This window comes from Listeria immobilis, from assembly GCF_014322765.1.
GTDB classification, from domain to species: Bacteria; Bacillota; Bacilli; order Lactobacillales; family Listeriaceae; genus Listeria; species Listeria immobilis.
Genome location: NZ_JAASTZ010000001.1, coordinates 88,397 through 106,756 on the forward strand (window position 1 = coordinate 88,397; position 18,360 = coordinate 106,756).

Sequence of the window (18,360 nt, forward strand, 5' to 3'; positions counted from 1 at the left end):
TGAAGCATTGAGTATAACCAAATTGTGGTGTAAAATAAGAATGATTATAAAACTAGAATGACTGGAAGTGTTTAGTCTTATGCGAAACAGAAAAACAATGGATGGAAACACTGCTGCAGCCTATATTTCTTACGCATTTACAGAAGTTGCAGCAATCTATCCAATTACCCCGTCCTCTACAATGGCAGAACTCGTAGATGAATGGGCATCAAAAGACAAAAAGAATTTATTTAATGAATCAGTGAAAGTAGTAGAAATGCAATCAGAAGCAGGGGCAGCTGGAACAGTTCATGGCTCACTTCAAGCAGGAGCACTGACTAGTACATACACCGCTTCCCAAGGTTTACTACTGATGATTCCAAACATGTATAAAATTGCCGGAGAACTTTTACCAACCGTTTTCCATGTATCTGCAAGAACCATTTCGGCAGCATCCCTTAATATTTTTGGCGATCATAGTGATGTAATGGCAACAAGACAAACTGGCTTTGCGATGTTAGCAGAAGGATCTGTCCAAGAAGTAATGGATTTATCTGCAGTTGCTCACCTTGCCGCTTTAAAAGGAAGCTTACCATTTTTAAATTTCTTTGATGGGTTTAGAACAAGTCATGAATTACAAAAAATTGAGGTGCTTGAATATAGTGAATTAGAAAATTTACTTGATAAAGCTGCCTTGCAACAATTTAGAGATCGAGCGATGACACCAAATAATCCCAAAACAATTGGTTCTAACCAGAATCCAGATATTTTTTTCCAACAAAGGGAAACGGTTAACCGCTATTATGAAGAGATTCCTAGTATTGTCCAAAATTACATGCAAGAAATTAATCAACTACGTGGAACGGATTATGATTTAGTTAATTATTATGGAGCAGACGATGCGACGGATGTCATTGTGGCAATGGGATCTGTCACACCTGTCATTGAGCAAGTAATTGATTATTTAACGCAACAAGGTAAGAAAGTTGGATTATTAAATATCCGCTTATATCGCCCATTTCCAGCAGAAAACTTTTTAGCAAAACTACCAAACACAGTAGAGCGTGTGGCTGTACTTGACCGGACGAAAGAACCAGGGGCAGGCGGTGAGCCACTATTACTTGATGTTCAAAGTGTGCTTTATGATAGTGAAACGCGACCACTAGTTATTGGAGGAAGATATGGCTTAGGTTCAAAAGATGTTACACCAGACCAGATTCTTGGTGTTTATTCGCACCTAAGTGAAGAAAAACCAAAACCTCGCTTCACGATTGGTATTACTGATGATATTACAAATCTTTCCATTTTAAATAGCGGACCAAGTGATTTAACCGCAGAAAAAACGTTCCAATGTAAATTCTGGGGATTTGGATCAGATGGGACAGTTGGTGCCAATAAAGCAGCCATTAAAATCATTGGGGATAATACGGATTTGTATGCACAAGGCTACTTTTCTTATGATTCCAAAAAATCGGGAGGACTGACTGTTTCCCATTTGCGTTTTGGTGAAAAAAACATTCGGTCAGCCTACTTAATTCAACAAGCTGACTTTGTTTCTTGTTCGACATCTGCTTATTTACGTTCTTATGATTTGCTAAAAGGCTTAAAACCAGGTGGTATATTTCTATTAAATACCATTTGGGAAGGAGAACAACTAGAGCGCCATTTGCCAGCTAACATGCGTGCTTATATTGCAAAAAATAATATTCAGTTTTATACATTAAATGCAATGAAAATCGCTGGTAATGCTGGGCTTGGACGGAGAATTAATACAGTTATGCAAACTGCCTTTTTCCGTGTAACTGATATTTTACCATTTGAAAAAGCACTTGCAGATCTAAAACAATCCGCTATTGCTACTTATGGAAAAAAAGATATGCAAGTAGCCGAGAAAAATATTATTGCGATGGATCAAACTGTAGCTAATTTACACAAAGTAGAAGTGCCTGAAAGCTGGGCTAATGGGGAAACCGCGGTAACCAAAGAAGCGGCTACTGATCGACCAGCATATATTAAAAATATTCTGGAACCAGTTAATCGATTAGAAGGTGATGCCTTAACAGTTGGAGATTTAATTTCAAATGGTATGGTGAGTGGAGCGTATCCAGCAGGAACAGCAGCTTATGAAAAACGCGGAATTGCACTAGAAGTTCCGGAATGGATTTCTGAAAACTGTACGATGTGTAATGAATGTGCATTTGTTTGCCCTCATGCTGCAATTCGTCCAATTTTAACAGATGAAGAAGAATTAGCATCTGCTCCAGAAGGTTTTATGACTCGAGAAATGCGCGGGAAAGATGGTCTTCAATATCGGATACAAGTTTCGCCAATGGATTGTACAGGCTGTAATTTATGTGCAGAAACTTGTCCAGCCAAGGATAAAGCTTTGGTTATGAAACCATTTGAAGAAGTAGCTGCCAAAGAAAATCCGAATTGGTCATTTGCTATCAATGTAAAACCTAAGAAAAATCCAAGTAAGAAAAATACTGTTCCTGGAAGCCAGTTTGAACAGCCATTACTTGAGTTTTCGGGTGCTTGTGCTGGTTGTGGTGAAACACCTTATGTAAAATTATTAACGCAAATGTTTGGTGACCGTATGATGATTGCTAATGCGACTGGTTGTTCGTCTATTTGGGGGGCATCAGCTCCTGCAACGCCTTACACTGTCAATGATAAAGGGCATGGACCTGCGTGGGGAAATTCCTTATTAGAAGATAACGCAGAATACGGATATGGTATGTATCTAGCCAATCAAACCATGCGAAAAGCTTTAAGTAACAAGGTTTCAAAAGCACTAACAGAAGAGGTGCTTTCTGATAATTTACGTGAAGTGTTAACTACATGGCAAACGAAGATGGATGTTAGCGAAGATACGCGTGAACGAGCTGAACAGTTACAACTTGCTCTATTAAGTGAAATGGATGGCAACTTAATATTAGAATCAATTTATAATGATCGAGAACTATTTATTAAACGTTCACAGTGGATGCTTGGTGGTGATGGTTGGGCTTATGATATTGGCTTTGGTGGAATTGATCATGTTTTAGCATCAGGAGAAGATGTGAATATTTTTGTAATGGATAATGAAGTTTATTCTAATACAGGTGGTCAGTCTTCCAAAGCAACACCAACAGCCGCTATTGCAAAATTCGCTTCTGGCGGAAAATCAGTAGGTAAAAAAGATCTCGGCGTGATGGCGATGAGTTATGGTAATATCTATGTAGCACAAATTGCGATGGGAGCAAGTAAGCGACAAACTTTAAAAGCAATCGAGGAAGCAGAAGCATATCCTGGTCCTTCGCTTATTATTGCTTATACGCCATGTATTAATCACGGTATTTCAAGTGGAATGAAAACGATGTTAACCGAAACGCAAAAAGCTGTAGAATGCGGCTATTGGAGCTTATATCGTTATAATCCAGCGCTAGAAGAAAAAGGGAAAAATCCAATGACGATGGACTTCAAAAAAGTCGATTTTGACCAATTTGAAGATTTCTTAAAACGAGAAACACGTTATTCAGCTTTATATAAAGCAAATCCAGAAGTAGCCCGTAAGCTATCGGAAAAAACACGAACCGATGCTGAAAAACGTTTTAAACGATATGCGACAATGGCTGGATTAGATTTAGAAAAAATATTCAAGAAAAAAGAAGTTGCTGAAACAAGTGGAACAGCTCCAGTTGATGACGAACGCGCTGCAAGAAAAGCAGCTAGAGAAGCTAGAAGACTGGCGCGCGAACAAGAGAAATAAAAAAAGGATCCAGAAATTTTTTCTGGATCCTTTTTTCGTTTATGATTTGTGGGAATCATAAACCATGTGGGAATGAATAGATATTCTTTAGTGAGCAAAATATAAAGAAATAGCTACTATTTTAATATAACTTTTTTTGAGCAATCTTGCACTAGTAAAAAGGATATAAAAACAGGCAAATATACGAAACCACGTTGCAGTTAAGGCAATTTGCGACATGTGAAAGTTTTATGACAATTTTTTATTGTTGTATCAATGATTTTCGTGAAGTAAACCATTTTGATACGCGTTTAAAAGTTTTTTTAAATCTTCTGCTTGTGTATGGAGCTGTTTACCAATATCTGTGTCTTTAACCCGCTTCCGATTAATTTCCATCTCAATTACTTGCCTCGTAGAAAGAATATCAGTTTCATTTTTAACAGCATCCTCTTTCGTTGTAAAAGGCTGGTGGCTAACTAGTTGTAGCCCATAACTATTAAATAGTAACGTATATCCCGCTAATTTAGTCTTTTTATGGTACGCTTTTGCAAAGCCGCCATCAATAACAAGCATTTTTCCATCCGCCTTAATTGGACTTTCTCCCTTGCCTTCTTTTACAGGAGTATGCCCATTAATGATATGACCACAATTTGCATCAAGTCCAAACTCCTCTAAAATTTGTTGGCAAATTGCTTCCTCATTACGCAACTTATAATACGGATTTTTTTCTTCCGTATGAGTTGCTTTATCCGCAATAAAATATCGCTCGAAAGTAGTCATTTCGCTTTTTCCAAATAAAGAGGAGATGGCGCCAGTCCACAAATACCAAACAATATCGCTGGCATATTTCTTTTCAACTGTACCTGCGGGGTGTACATAAGCTTCTCGTGTAAGAATCTCAAATTGTTCCAAAAGTTGGCGACCAGCATAACTTTTCTTCCGTAACTCCATGGCCATAAAAGTTCCATCCTCGTGAAGGGGAATACAACCATGATAAAGCAAATTCCCATTATAAGTTAAAAACATGCTACCTTTCGCATATAAAAATTGAACATGTTTTTGCAAGCGATGACAATTTTTAAAAGAAGCAGTAATTTTTTCAATAAGCGCTTGTTCGGCAGGAGTCAATTGGTACGGATTTTCCGGATCAATTGTTGGAAAATGTGTATCAAGTAAATCATAATCTTGTCCTTTTAAACGAATTGTCCCTTTTTGATAATCAATAAAATCGAGAAGGAGACGGTGTTTCATATGGAATTCGTCATGTCGTACAATAATTTCTCCTTCTAATTTAAATTGGATAATCGCTATAGCTTTATGCATCCGTGCAATTTGTGTGATTTCGGCATTACTATACTCGAGATTCTCTTCAATCTTAGGTTGGAAATAAGTACATGGATCATCTTGATAAATAGCATCAGCAAAAAGAGCGAGTGGACGAAGGGAAATACCATAACTATCTTCTAAAATATCTAAGTTTAAATAACGAGCGGAAATTCGAATCACATTTGCTGCACAAACCTTGGAACCACTTGCCGCTCCCATCCACAAAATATCGTGATTACCCCACTGGAAATCAAGCGAATGGTAATTCATTAGCGTGTCCATAATTTTATCCGGGTACGGTCCACGATCATAAACATCTCCAACAATGTGCAAATGATCAACGACGAGTTGCTGAATTAGGCGAGACAAGGCACTAATAAATTCCTCCGCACGGTCAAGCGAAATAATATGTTGAATAATTTCTTCATAATACATTCGTTTATCATCGTCATTGTAGTTTTCTTGTAGTAACTCTTCTAATATGTAAGCAAAATCTGCTGGCATTGCTTTTCGTACTTTGGAACGGGTGTATTTAGAAGCAACATATTGACAAAATTCAATTAATCGAAGAAGCGTCGTGCGATACCAACCATCCATATCTACTAATTCTTCCGCGATCAAATCCATTTTTTCTTCTGGATAGTAAACAAGCGTGCTAAGCGAGTTTATTTCTGCATCATCTAATTCGGTGCCAAAAATGTCACGAATCTTCCGCTTTACCACCCCTGAGCCATTACGTAAAACATGTTCAAAAGCACTGTATTCCCCGTGTACATCACTTAAAAAATGCTCCGTTCCTTTTGGCAAATTCATAATTGCCTCTAGATTAATGATTTCTGTAGCAGTTTTTGCAATAGTAGGATATTGTTTTGCAAGTAAACGTAAATATTTCATGTCAATTTCTTCCATGAGGCACTACCCCTTTTATAATTGGTATAGCTATTATATTTCTTAAATACAAGTAATACAAATGTTCTGTTTTGATATTGGTATATACAAAAAGACGGGCATAGGCTCGTCTTAGAATACTGGATGAAGGAAATATAAAACAATAGGTAGTGTGATAATACTTAATACCGTACTAATAAAAGTAGCACTAGAAACTAAGTCAGGTTTCGTATCAAACTGAACTGCCATTAGGGTAGTGTTTGCTGCTGTTGGCATTGCCGCAAGCAGAATCATAATTTGCTTGGTCATCTCATCAACCGGAAGAATAAATGTTAATCCAAGTGCAATTAGTGGGGCAACCAGCAATTTTAAAACTAGGGCAATACCTACTTTCCCAAGCTCGATTCTTCTAAAGGAAATGACCGCCAGCTGCATACCAAGAACAATCATAATTGTTGGAATCGCCGCATCTCCAACGAGTTTTACGCAAGTCATTAAAGCAGATGGTAGTGAAATATGTAGCAATTGAAGTGCTAACCCGAGCAACGCCCCGTAAGCAATCGGCATCCGAACAACTTTTTTCATAACTGTTTTCATACCATCGGATTCTTTACTACCTTTTGCAGCAAAATATATACCAATCGTGCTCATTGCGAGTTGCTGCAAGACCATTAAAACGACAGCAATATCAAGCCCAACTGCACCAAAAACAAGAAGTACAACGGGTGTCCCGTAATTACCGTTATTCATAAATGCACTAGCTAGGATTAGTGCACAACGATCTTGCAAATTATAACCGAGTAAAAAACTAATCAAACTGACTAGTAAAATTAAAATTAAACATAGGGCAAAAATGTAAATCGCCAAATAAAGATAATCCATCGAAAGTGGATTGGTATAAAAAGTATTAAATGCTAGAAACGGGGACATTAAGTAAAGCGTTAATTTAGACAAGTTTGGAATATCAAATTTTAATGTCTTTTGGCCAATAAATCCAATTGCAAAAATCCCGAAAACTGGAAGTAAAATAAGTAAAAATTGCATAGCATCACTCTTTTCTATATGGATTGTAGATTTATTGTACCACATTCGAAAAAGTATAAGAATTTAATTAGTATTTTTAGTTAGTGTCATTTATTTGTTCAAATGTGATGCAAAGTCATTTATCTCTGTGAAACATGTTACTTTTTAATAAGAAAAAAAAGGAGGAATTACTAATGGAGTTAACAGCGAAGAAAAATTGGATGAAAATATGGTTGTTGGTTGTTGTTGCGGTTTGCTTATGTGGATTTAAGCTAGATGTTAGTGCCAGTGAAGTAACAGAGACGTATCCATTACCTGCACCAATTATTGATGCCTTTCCAGATGAAGATATTGCTAGCTGGGTTGCACTAGCCACTGGGAAAGATAGTGTGGATGATGTGATTACACAAGATGATTTAGACGGGATTACACATTTAACAATGGAAGGCGTTCATTTGACAGGAGAACAATTGAGTGTTTTCAATAACGAGGTTTTTCCAAATATGAAAGGATTAACGATTGATGATGGAAGAATTGGAGCATTACCAGTTTTTACAGCTTTTCCGAACATTGAACAAATGATTTTGGTTGATGACTATGTTACATCTTTTCCGGATGCTAATTACCCAAGTTTAACCAATGTGGATTTAAGTCAAAATGATTTTAGCGATGCTTTTCCGATGTTTATTGGTATGGATGCATTGCAAAATATAAATTTATTTGATTGTAATATTACGAATCTTCCGCTTGATGCATGGAGTCACTTAGAACATCTTGGCGAAAATGAAGGACTGGTTAACTTGAGCGGAAATCATATAACAGAAATTCCAGAGAGCGTGACTTTTAGCACGGAATGGGGATTTCCAATTACGGCTATAGATGAATCCTACACGTTTGAACCTATTACTATTCAACAAGGTGATTCTTATTCCATCTACTTACCAATCGTGAATCAGTTCACTGAACAAGGTGAAATTAGCCTTATAGGGGAATTTTTCATTGATGGAACCAGTCAGGAAATAAACGTATTAGCACCAACCGATTATTATCTCCCTATCCCAACAGAAGCTTTAACAACAGGCACTCATAGTATCGAACTATATGTACAAGATTATTATGGTAGTCATATAACTGCTAATTATTCGATTAGTGTAACTGTAGAATAGAAAAAACTATTTAGGGAATGAGGGGGCTGGTTTGTATAGAAATCCAGCTTGATTCATCGAAAGCGGAGGCAGAAGTAACGGATAAGTACTGCAGTTGAAAAAGGGACAGTTTCGTCCCAAAGAAATCAAGCGATACCGCTATAGATTAGAGAAGGAACTCTAAAACAAAAAAGCTAGTGTTCCAATGCCACAAAAAAACATCGAAAAACAAAAAACAGGAGCACTTAGTAATTATAAAAATTACCGAATGCTCCTGTTTTTTATTCTCGTTTCAACATCTTCGTATTAGCTAGAAATAGTGCGGCAACGAGAAGTAAGATTGCTCAGATAAAATGAGTGTAGAAGTCGCACTCGAATGATCGACAATAATAAACCGAATAATTGCCGGATGGACTCGATACGATTATTGGAGAACGCGGAGTAAAACTATCTGGTGGACAAAAACAACGCCTAGCAATTGCGAGAATGTTTTTGAAAAATCCACCTATTTTAATTTTAGATGAGGCAACTTCTGCTTTAGATACGGAGTCAGAACAAGTTATTCAAGCATCTTTAGAAGAGCTAGCAGAGGGAAGAACAACCATGATCATTGCGCATCGTTTAGCGACAATTAAGCATGCGGATCGAATTATTGTTGTTAATGAAACTGGAATTGCAGAAACTGGCACCCATGACGAACTTTTAGCTAGGGAGACCGGTGCCTATAAGAGATTATACGATGCTCAATTTAATACGATTTAATAAAAAATTGGTTTCCTATCTAGGAGCTTTCATATTATTGGAAAACAGGAATTATCTAGAAAATAGTAAAGATAATTTCTGTTTTTCTTTGTGTTTTCACTTAGAGTTTAACAAGTGTTAATGACGAGCAGAATTAATTTAGTTTATATTTTAAACATAGTGTTTAACAGCATGAAAGAGAAAATCAGTTATTAAAACTTTTTTAGTAGCAAGTGGTAGAAGGAAGTATCACGTGAACTTTCAATGAAACCGTTTGCAAAGGAAGATTACTTTCAGGGTACTTTTACAAAAATCATTGGCCATGATTTAGAAAGATTAATTATTTGGGACTTACTAATAAACTCTCGAGTGGAGGCACTCATCATATAGAGGGCAATGCCTATCACAACATTCTAAACTTAGCTTGGAATGAAGATTAAACATGAAAGGAAAATAGTAATGTCATTATTCAGTTTAAAAAGAAAGAACTATCATATCCCATTAGAAATACAAAGGCAGCAGTGGTTCAGGAACTTTATTGTTGCATTTATGGCTGTATTTGTTTGCTATTTAACAGTATACCTTCTAAGAAATAACTTTAAAGCTGCGCAGACATTATTTATTGAACAGAATAATTTCAGCACGACGGAATTAGGGATGATTGATTTAGCTTTTTCCGTTGCATATGGAATTGGAAAAACCATATTAGGTTATGGTATTGACGGTAGAAATGCGAAAAAAATAATGAGTTTTCTACTAGGTGTTTCCGCTATTATTTCGATTATTATTGGGATTTTATTAATTACAAAACAGGCCACAACAGGGATCTTATTTATTCTAGGTTTCTTAGTATTCGGTCCTCAACTTTTAATTGGAGTTTCTGTGATAGAATTTGTTCCTAAGAGCGCTTTAGCTGTAACAAATGGTTTAACAGGAACATTTGCTTATCTATTTGGAGATTCTTTTGCAAAAGTATTCCTTGGTTATATAACAGACCCAACTAAATCAGGTATGAATATATTTGGTTATACTTTGCACGGTTGGGGAGCTACGTTCACGATTATATTTACAGCTTTGATTATTGCAGGATTAATGATGATTCCTGTCGCATTAAAACAAGAGAGGACTATTCGTAAAATAAGTTAAAATCGTTGTATAGCTAACAAAAAATTAGGCTTGATTTACTTACAGGTCCATATAAATTTTTTGTATGGAAAAAATATGAGTAAGAAATGCTTTGTTATTTCACTACAGAAGCTTTTTTATAAAGGATAAAAATAGCTACGGTTATCAAGATGACTCCCATAAAAGCAGGGGCAGCATGACCAAATGTTATATAAATTTGACCACCAATTAGTGGACCGATAATTCGGGCAAGTGATTGAATGGCTTGGCTACCACCTTGGATACGACCTTGTTCACTGGCATCGGCTGATTTGGAAACCATACCGTTGAATGCAGGCCCAAAAATAGAATCGCCAAAGCCGAAAATAAACATGCCAATTATCAACAAGGAAGCGTGACTAAATATCGCAGAAGCGGCAATTAGACTATAACCAACAATCTCTGCGAACATCCCCAAAATGGCAATCTGTTTATCACGTAATTTAAGTAGTAGTTTAGGCATAATAAAGGCTTGCGAGAGAATATCTTGAATTCCCATAATCGAGAACATCAGACCAATTAGTGCTGGTTTCCAACTAAAACTATCTATCGTAAATTGAGAAATAATGGCCTGAAGTGAGCCATTTGGAATCCAAATTAAGAAAGCGGATACGAGTAAGCGACCTAAATTTTGAATGGAAAGAATATGGAATAGTTGTGAAAATGGATTAAGTCTTACCAAAGGGATGCTTTGCAAACGATTTTGTTTTGCAAGACTTTCTGGCATGTAGAAATAGCCGAATGCAAAATTGATTAAGGTGATGACTGCTCCGAAAAAAAGCGGAGTAGCATAGCCGAAGTGTGCGAGCAGACCGCCAAGTGCAGGACCAATAGCGGCACCCGTCCCAGCCACAGCGCTAACCCAACCAAAGTATTTTGTGCGCTGTTCTTGAGGGGTAATATCAGCAAAGAAAGCAAACAGGGTACTAACACTTCCACCAGTAATACCTTCAATAATACGACCAGAAAATAGTACCCAAAGCGCACCACCAAGGCCGAAAGTGAAGTAGCCAATCGCTGAACCAAATAGGCAAATAAGTAAAACGGGACGGCGACCAAAACGATCGCTTAAAGCGCCGAGACCAGGTGCGGCGAAAAAAACACAAAAAGCATAAACCGAGGTCAAAAGCGTGACCATCAGTGCCTGATCACTTGCATTATTTACATAAGGAGCAACTAAAAATGGGACAACTGGCATGATAATACTAAAGCCCATCCCGCAAAGAAAGACGGATATAAGTCCAAATAATAAAGTCTTTTTGTTGACTAAGTTGTTTGTATCGTGTGATTTAGATGAAAGCATGTGATTCTCCAATCGATGTACGTTATTTTGTGTCCTAGGAAACTTAACAACAGTTTAACGCCTTTTTGTTTCCTTGTCAACTAAAAATAAAAAGAGGCTGGGAAAAAGGGCCTCTGAAATAAAAAACAAGCAGAAATCATGTCTATTCCATTTTTAGAAATGGCTCTATACAATGATTTCCGCTTTTCTATTTTTCAACTTTTAGTGCTGAGCTTTAGTTATGTCCCAGCCTCCGTATTTTATTCTGCTTTGATATTTAAACCCATTTTTTTAATCTCGTTGTCTAAGTGTTTACTATATTTGTCTACAAACTGTAGAACCGCAGCATATTGTTCATCGGTAACGTGTTCAAAAACAACTTTGTCTCGATTACGAAAGGATTGATGTAATTCATCATGGACTTGATTGATGGCAGATCCCTTAGATGTTAAACGAAAATAGATTTCTTTTTTATTGTCTGGTTTTTGATAACTTTCAATAAATCCTTTTTCCATTAATTTTTTGGTTAATTTACTAATAGCACTTTTGGTCATGTAGAAGGCTTCGGCGAGCTTGGTTACATTAGGATCTTCATTTTTAGCGATATATTCAATGCAGTGCACCTCGGATGGTTTATATCCTTTAAGAGCTTCTTCCATTTTCACCTTATTAATCCAAGCAAGTTTATTAAATAATTCTCGTATTTCTACCATGACTTCTTCGTCCTTACCCATGTCATGACCTCCTAATTAGATGTATCTAGTATTAGTATAGCTATTTTTTGTGTCCTTTTCAACTATTCGTATGTTCTTGCGCAAAGTGGATAAATCGTTTTGCGGCGCTGGAAATGTATCCATTAGCTGCATGAGTAAGGTAAATGGTTCGCTCCATTCCAGAAGTGGGGACTGTAAAAATTTGCAATCGTTCAAAATCTAGTATAGCCGTTTTAGGAACAATGGAAACACCCATATTTGCTTCTACTAGTCCGAGAATACTACCAATTTCTAAGCCGTCATAGCGGACTTTTAAAGCGATATTAGCTTGCTTAAGCGCATTTTCTACGACTTCTCGAGAATAAGTATGCTCTGCGAAATGAATAAATTCCTCATCAGTGATATCCTGTAAAGTTAAGTTTTTCTTCTGAGCTAATTTATTTTTATTTGATACAATCAGAACAAATTTTTCTGTGAAAAGTGGGATATATTCAAGTCCTTCTTGTCTATCTCTTACAGTACTAATTCCAATATCACTCCTGTTGGTTAAGATATCCTTCAATACTTCTTTGGCTGGGACTTCTTTCAGTCGTAAAACATTTGTTGGATAGTTTGATTGAAATTTTTTTAATAGCTCTGGCATAAACGACAATCCTAGTGTAGGAACAAAGGACACTGAAACTTCACCAAAGTCTGGATTTGCTAAGGTGTGGATTTTTTCTTGTGCAGCCAGCCACTTAAGTTGCAATTCTTTTGCATCAGCTAAAAAGACTTTGCCGACTTTATTTAACTGGATACTTCGATTTTTTCGGTCAAATAAAGGTAAGCCAAGTTCTGCCTCTAAATTAGCAATTGAGCGACTAAGCGCAGATTGTGATAGTGCGAGTTTCTCACTAGCTTGTGTCAAGTGACCGGTTTCAGCAGTAACAATAAAGTAATGTAATTGATTAAAATCCACTTTTCATCCTTCTTTCTATGTGTAAAATGCATCGAAACAATCGAATGAATGATTTGTTTGTTATTAATGCTCATTATATAATAAAAGGTGCAAAAAAGAAATGAAGGTGTCAGCCAGTGAAAAAAGGCTACTTGTATATTGCAATCGCAACGATTCTATTTAGTTCGATGGAGATTGCTATTAAACTAACGAACGGAACATTTAACCCCATTCAAATTACATTTTTACGGTTTGCGCTGGGTGGGCTATTTTTATTACCATTAGCCGTAAAAAAATTAAAAAAAGAGGCTAAACTTACAGCGAAAGATATTCGCTTTTTTTGTTGGTCAGGTTTTTTTTGTGTCGTTATTAGTATGATTTTATTCCAATTAGCAATCGGGTATACAAAGGCATCCACGGTTGCGATTATCTTTAGTTGTAATCCAGTTTTTGTGCTTACATTTGCTGCTCTTTTTTTGAAGGAAAAACTTGCTGGGTTAACGATTATTTCTATTATTGTGAGTCTAATTGGTATTGTGGTCATTATTAATCCTTTTGAAGTGGTAGATCCAATTGGGATATTGCTAGCAGTTTTAGCAGCGATTACCTTTGCAATTTATAGTGTTTTCAGTCGTTTCGGTACAAAGAAATATCATTATAATGGCATTTTAATCACTTGTTTTTCTTTTATTTTTGGTAGCGCAGAGCTTTTAGTCATTATGCTATTCACTCATATTCCAGTGATTGCAAATAGTTTTATGACAAACGGCTTACCGGCTTTTGCGAATGTTCCTGTTTTTAGCGGGATTGGATGGGCGTCTTTACCACTATTGTTTTATTTAGGTATTGGCGTGACAGGAATTGGTTTTTCTAGTTATTTTCTTGCAATGGAAAATGTGGGTGTATCACTTGCTTCACTTGTCTTTTTTATTAAACCAGCGTTAGCACCGATATTCGCATGGATTATTCTTGGTGAGAGCATTAACTTCCATACCGCGATTGGTATTATCATCATTCTTATCGGTTCCTTCCTTACATTTATCGCTTCAAGAGAAATTCCGAAAATAACTCTTTTAAATGAAGAAACACTAAAACCAAGATAAAGCTTCTTGGTTTTTTTGCGAGAAAAATGCCAGCAGTATGACAGTTGCGTGCAATGAAAGCGCTTTTTGTTAAGAGTATGTAAATTATCATTCTTATCAATATTATTTCCATGTAAAGATTTGTTATACTTAATTTATAATATTCGGAAGGGACTGAATGGATTGGAGATATACCGCAAAAGCGCGGCAGAAATATTGGAACAACTAGAAGCAACTGAAAAAGGTTTAACAACTAGTGAGGTTACAAAAAGGCAAGAAAAATACGGTTTTAACGAACTGAAGAATAAAAAGAAAGATCCAGTCTGGAAACTTTTTCTAGAAACCTTTAAAGATCCAATGGTGATTGTTCTGGTCATTGCAGCACTTGTTCAGTTAGTCTTAGGAGAAGTTGTTGAATCGCTCATTATCTTTTTAGTACTGATTGTCAATTCCATTATTAGTGTCGTCCAAACGAGAAAAGCAGAAAGTTCACTCGATGCTTTAAGAGAAATGTCTGCACCAGTTGCAAAAGTTATCCGTGATGGCAGTAAACAGAGTATCCACGCGCGTGAACTTGTTCCTGGCGATATCGTTCTTCTCGACGCAGGTGATTTTGTCCCAGCAGACGGGCGCTTATTTGAAAGTGGTTCGTTGAAAATTGACGAAGGTATGCTGACAGGAGAATCGGAAGCTGTTGAAAAATATATCGATACGATTTCAGAGGAAGTGGGGCTTGGCGACCGTGTGAACATGGTATTTAGTGGCTCACTTGTCGTGTATGGTCGTGGTATGTTTGTCGTAACAGGAACAGCTAGCGAAACAGAAATTGGTAAAATAGCTGGTCTTTTAGAAACAGCTGAAGCAAAGCAAACACCTTTACAAAGAAAATTAGAATCCTTCAGTAAAAAATTAGGGCTTGGTATTCTAGCGCTCTGTATTTTGATTTTCGCTGTGGAAGCTGGACGCGTATTCCTTGGTAATGATTCAGCGGATATGGCAACATCGATATTAAATGCCTTCATGTTTGCAGTAGCAGTGGCAGTTGCTGCTATCCCAGAAGCACTTTCTTCTATAGTGACGATTGTACTTGCCGTTGGGACGAACAAGATGGCGAAACAACATGCGATTATTAGAAAGCTCCCGGCAGTTGAAACACTTGGCTCCACCAGTGTTATTTGTACTGATAAAACCGGAACATTAACACAAAATAAAATGACGGTGGTTGACTATTATTTACCAGATGGAACGAAAGAAAACTTCCCTGACAGTCCCGAAAAATGGTCAGAAGGAGAGCGTCGACTGATTCATATTGCTGTTCTTTGTAATGATTCGAATATTAATTCAGAAGGAAAAGAACTCGGTGATCCGACAGAAGTGGCACTAATTGCTTTTAGTAATAAAAATAACCAAGATTATAATGAAATTCGTGAAAAATTCATTCGTGAAGGGGAAATTCCGTTTGACTCTGATAGAAAACTGATGTCAACGCTCCACACATTCGGCGAAAATAAAGCCATGTTGACAAAAGGCGGACCTGATGTGATGTTCGCTCGCTGTAGTTATGTTTTCCTTGATGGAGAAGAAAAACCAATGACTGATGAAATTTTAACGCAACTAAAAGAAACAAATGAAGAATTTTCGAATCAAGCGCTCCGAGTTCTTGCTTATGGTTACAAACGGATGACAGCTGATTCAACAGAGCTAAGCTTAGAAGATGAGCAAGATATTGTTCTTGTTGGCTTAACAGCAATGATTGATCCACCACGGGAAGCGGTTTATGCTTCGATTGAGGAGTCGAAAAAAGCAGGAATTCGCACTGTCATGATTACCGGAGATCACAAAACAACGGCACAAGCAATTGGTCGCGATATTGGCTTAATGGATGCCGATGATATTGCTTTAACTGGTCAAGAGCTAGACGCGATGCCTGAAGAAGAACTGGATAAAAAACTAGAACATATCGCTGTATATGCTCGTGTTTCTCCAGAAAATAAAATTCGTATCGTCAAAGCTTGGCAGAAAAGAGGAAAAATTACTGCAATGACCGGAGATGGTGTGAACGATGCTCCCGCTCTGAAACAAGCCGATATTGGCGTGGCGATGGGGAGCGGAACGGACGTTGCTAAAGACTCGGCGGCAATGATTCTAACGGATGACAATTTTGTATCGATTGTGGACGCAGTTGGGGTTGGTCGTACTGTTTTCGACAACATTAAAAAATCGATTGCGTATCTTTTTGCAGGCAACCTGGGAGCAATTATTGCGATTTTATTTGCGCTCGTACTAGATTGGATTAATCCATTTACAGCATTACAATTACTATTTATCAATTTAGTCAATGATTCCTTGCCAGCGATTGCCCTTGGTATGGAGAAAGCGGAACCTGATGTGATGAAACGCAAACCGAGAGATATTAATGAAGGAATCTTTGCTGGCGGAACGATGCGCGCGGTCATTAGTCGCGGAGTGTTAATTGGTGTTGCAGTTATTATTTCACAATACATCGGTATGCAAATTTCACCAGAGATGAGCGTGGCAATGGCCTTTACGACACTTATCTTAGCTCGTACGTTGCAAACATTTGCTGCTCGTTCCAATGTCCAAACTGCATTTGGCGCAGGATTTTTCAGCAACAAATATGTTATCGGTGCAGTATTACTTTGTTTCGTATTATATGGAGTTACTGTTTTACCAGGAGCCCGCGAAATCTTCTCTATCCCGGCATCATTCGGGCTACACGAATGGTCGATTGCAGCTGGACTTGCACTCGGAGCAGTCATTATGATGGAGATTATCAAAGTGATTCAAAACAAATTTTTCAAAGAAGCATAAGAAAAGCAGAAATTCCCAGCTAGAACCAAGGGGGTTTCTGCTTTTTTAGTATGCTATAATGGCGTTAAAGACAAGCCGATAAAGGAGAGAAAAAATGATTCAAGCTATTTCAGTAGATATGGATGGCACTTTTTTAGATGCGCATGGTGAATATGATCGTGGACGTTTTGAAAAAATTTATGCGAATTTGTTAGAAAAAGAAATGAAGTTTATCGTGGCGAGTGGCAATCAATACTATCAACTTAAATCTTTCTTTCCAGGTAAAGATAGAGAGATTTATTATGTTGCCGAAAATGGAGCTGTGATTTTTCACAATGAAGCGTTAATAACTGTCAATCAATTTCCAAAACATTTAGTTGAAAAAATTCTCTATACATTGACTCAAGAATACCAAGATTTACAAGTGATTCTTTGCGGGGTGAAGAGTGCCTATTTACTTAAAGCAGCTAATCCTACTTTTAAAGAATTTGCCAAAAAATATTATGTTGAATTAAAAGAAGTGGAATCTTTTGTCACGCTGCCAGAGGACACTTTTATTAAATTTGCTTTAGATGTAGCAATTGACCAAACAGCGCAAATTGTCGAACAACTGAATCAGACATTTCAAGGCGATATTCGCGCAGTAGCAAGTGGACATGGTAGCATTGATATTATTATTCCAGGCGTAACAAAAGGAAGTGCAATCAAGCAGCTTTTGAAAGAATGGAACATGAGTAGTGAAAAGCTACTTGCTTTTGGAGATGCAAATAATGATTTAGAAATGCTTGAGCTTACCCCTCTTAGCTACGCGATGAAGGAAAGTAGCAAAGAAGTGCTTGCAAGAGCTAAGTATGTGACTCCTTCAAATAAGGAAGCAGGAGTATTAACAACGATAGAATATTATTTAAATGCAGAAAAAGAAAAGTAAGCAGCTACTTGTTTGTATTGTAAATAAAATGAACTGTGCCAAAAAGAGAAAATTTATAGTGAAGTAACACCCTGGTTATTAGTGAATCCTTTATAATACCCAATATATAAATATAACCAAAAGCAGACCTCCATGGAAAGAATGGTTGCGTTCTTTTGGTTCTAATAATAAAAGAAAATAACTAGCGTAGTGACAAGAAAATATCATGTGTTGCTACTTATTTCTGATGGGAACTAGCCTGTAAATCAATCGCTTTATCATATAATAGCAACTGGACAAAACGGAGGCGCATCTATAGTCCTCCTTTAATATACCCACCAAATAACTACACCAACTGTCCAAACCATCGCTAGCGGAACAAGAATCCGGAACTTTGTTTTTTGTGTTTTATGATGAAAAAGTTGCATCGACATCCAACTGCCGAATGCTCCGCCGAGAAACGCTGTAAGAAGAAGAGCAGATTCTGGGATACGGTAGGCATGCTTGATTGCTTTTCGTTTATCAATAGCGAACATTAGAAATGAAATAACGGTTATCGCGATTAAATAAATAGTTAAAACCATTAGGAACTCCCCCTTTAAATTGCTAAAATAAACTTTATTGATTAGAAT

At 37.0% G+C, this 18,360-nt stretch carries 12 protein-coding genes and 2 pseudogenes; 7 read left to right on the forward strand and 7 right to left on the reverse strand.

Annotated features, from left to right (window positions below; all coding sequences use genetic code 11):
- Window positions 1-79 precede the first annotated feature (79 nt).
- On the forward strand, window positions 80-3,730 hold the full coding sequence (nifJ, locus tag HCJ50_RS00405) for a pyruvate:ferredoxin (flavodoxin) oxidoreductase (protein WP_185346980.1): 3,651 nt from the start codon (window positions 80-82) through the stop codon (window positions 3,728-3,730).
- A gap of 252 nt (window positions 3,731-3,982) precedes the next feature.
- On the opposite strand, the gene HCJ50_RS00410 is transcribed toward nifJ, so the two are convergent.
- On the reverse strand, window positions 3,983-5,944 hold the full coding sequence (locus HCJ50_RS00410) for a fructose-1,6-bisphosphatase (RefSeq protein WP_185346978.1): 1,962 nt from the start codon (window positions 5,942-5,944) through the stop codon (window positions 3,983-3,985).
- 111 nt (window positions 5,945-6,055) lie between these two features.
- Complete coding sequence (locus tag HCJ50_RS00415) at window positions 6,056-6,967, reverse strand: AEC family transporter (RefSeq protein ID WP_003719018.1); 912 nt, start codon at window positions 6,965-6,967, stop codon at window positions 6,056-6,058.
- Window positions 6,968-7,140: 173 nt separating this feature from the next.
- Between HCJ50_RS00415 and HCJ50_RS00420 the strand changes: the two genes are divergently transcribed.
- Complete coding sequence (locus tag HCJ50_RS00420) at window positions 7,141-8,112, forward strand: leucine-rich repeat domain-containing protein (RefSeq protein ID WP_185346976.1); 972 nt, start codon at window positions 7,141-7,143, stop codon at window positions 8,110-8,112.
- A 260-nt stretch (window positions 8,113-8,372) separates the two neighbouring features.
- Here HCJ50_RS00420 and HCJ50_RS00425 read toward each other — a convergent pair.
- Window positions 8,373-8,497, reverse strand: a pseudogene (locus tag HCJ50_RS00425) (phosphate-starvation-inducible protein PsiE); the annotation flags it as partial.
- Between HCJ50_RS00425 and HCJ50_RS00430 the strand changes: the two are divergent.
- Window positions 8,497-8,853: pseudogene (locus HCJ50_RS00430) on the forward strand (ATP-binding cassette domain-containing protein); the annotation flags it as partial. The pseudogenes HCJ50_RS00425 and HCJ50_RS00430 sit on opposite strands and share 1 nt — an antisense overlap.
- A gap of 438 nt (window positions 8,854-9,291) precedes the next feature.
- A complete protein-coding gene (locus HCJ50_RS00435; RefSeq protein WP_185346974.1) occupies window positions 9,292-9,978 on the forward strand; it encodes a hypothetical protein in 687 nt (228 codons plus the stop codon).
- Window positions 9,979-10,072: 94 nt separating this feature from the next.
- On the opposite strand, the gene HCJ50_RS00440 is transcribed toward HCJ50_RS00435, so the two are convergent.
- The 3 genes from HCJ50_RS00440 to HCJ50_RS00450 form a co-directional block, all read right to left on the reverse strand.
- On the reverse strand, window positions 10,073-11,299 hold the full coding sequence (locus tag HCJ50_RS00440) for an MFS transporter (RefSeq protein ID WP_185346972.1): 1,227 nt from the start codon (window positions 11,297-11,299) through the stop codon (window positions 10,073-10,075).
- Window positions 11,300-11,538: 239 nt separating this feature from the next.
- Window positions 11,539-12,012 carry a MarR family winged helix-turn-helix transcriptional regulator gene (locus tag HCJ50_RS00445; protein ID WP_185346970.1) on the reverse strand — a complete coding sequence of 158 codons (474 nt, stop codon included), beginning with the start codon at window positions 12,010-12,012 and terminating at the stop codon, window positions 11,539-11,541.
- Window positions 12,013-12,070: 58 nt separating this feature from the next.
- Window positions 12,071-12,949: a LysR family transcriptional regulator gene (locus HCJ50_RS00450; RefSeq protein ID WP_185346968.1), complete on the reverse strand. Its 879-nt coding sequence runs from the start codon at window positions 12,947-12,949 to the stop codon at window positions 12,071-12,073.
- A 116-nt stretch (window positions 12,950-13,065) separates the two neighbouring features.
- Between HCJ50_RS00450 and HCJ50_RS00455 the strand changes: the two genes are divergently transcribed.
- From HCJ50_RS00455 to HCJ50_RS00465, 3 genes are all read left to right on the forward strand, one after another.
- Complete coding sequence (locus HCJ50_RS00455) at window positions 13,066-14,031, forward strand: DMT family transporter (protein WP_185346966.1); 966 nt, start codon at window positions 13,066-13,068, stop codon at window positions 14,029-14,031.
- Between the two features lie 162 nt (window positions 14,032-14,193).
- A complete protein-coding gene (locus HCJ50_RS00460) occupies window positions 14,194-16,842 on the forward strand; it encodes a calcium-transporting ATPase (RefSeq protein ID WP_185346964.1) in 2,649 nt (882 codons plus the stop codon).
- A 94-nt stretch (window positions 16,843-16,936) separates the two neighbouring features.
- Window positions 16,937-17,749, forward strand: a complete 813-nt coding sequence (locus HCJ50_RS00465) for a Cof-type HAD-IIB family hydrolase (RefSeq protein ID WP_185346962.1) — start codon at window positions 16,937-16,939, stop codon at window positions 17,747-17,749.
- A gap of 305 nt (window positions 17,750-18,054) precedes the next feature.
- On the opposite strand, the gene HCJ50_RS00470 is transcribed toward HCJ50_RS00465, so the two are convergent.
- Window positions 18,055-18,312, reverse strand: coding sequence for a DUF1294 domain-containing protein (locus HCJ50_RS00470; RefSeq protein ID WP_185346960.1), 258 nt, complete (start codon window positions 18,310-18,312; stop codon window positions 18,055-18,057).
- Window positions 18,313-18,360 lie beyond the last annotated feature (48 nt).

Excerpts from the sequence above, each read along its gene's own strand:
- HCJ50_RS00445 (WP_185346970.1), bottom strand. The coding sequence starts at position 12,012 with ATGGGTAAGGACGAAGAAGTCATGGTAGAAATACGAGAATTATTTAAT.
- HCJ50_RS00470 (WP_185346960.1), bottom strand. The coding sequence starts at position 18,312 with ATGGTTTTAACTATTTATTTAATCGCGATAACCGTTATTTCATTTCTA.
- HCJ50_RS00420 (WP_185346976.1), top strand. The coding sequence starts at position 7,141 with ATGGAGTTAACAGCGAAGAAAAATTGGATGAAAATATGGTTGTTGGTT.
- nifJ (WP_185346980.1), top strand. The coding sequence starts at position 80 with ATGCGAAACAGAAAAACAATGGATGGAAACACTGCTGCAGCCTATATT.
- HCJ50_RS00465 (WP_185346962.1), top strand. The coding sequence starts at position 16,937 with ATGATTCAAGCTATTTCAGTAGATATGGATGGCACTTTTTTAGATGCG.
- HCJ50_RS00435 (WP_185346974.1), top strand. The coding sequence starts at position 9,292 with ATGTCATTATTCAGTTTAAAAAGAAAGAACTATCATATCCCATTAGAA.
- HCJ50_RS00415 (WP_003719018.1), bottom strand. The coding sequence starts at position 6,967 with ATGCAATTTTTACTTATTTTACTTCCAGTTTTCGGGATTTTTGCAATT.
- HCJ50_RS00410 (WP_185346978.1), bottom strand. The coding sequence starts at position 5,944 with ATGGAAGAAATTGACATGAAATATTTACGTTTACTTGCAAAACAATAT.
- HCJ50_RS00440 (WP_185346972.1), bottom strand. The coding sequence starts at position 11,299 with ATGCTTTCATCTAAATCACACGATACAAACAACTTAGTCAACAAAAAG.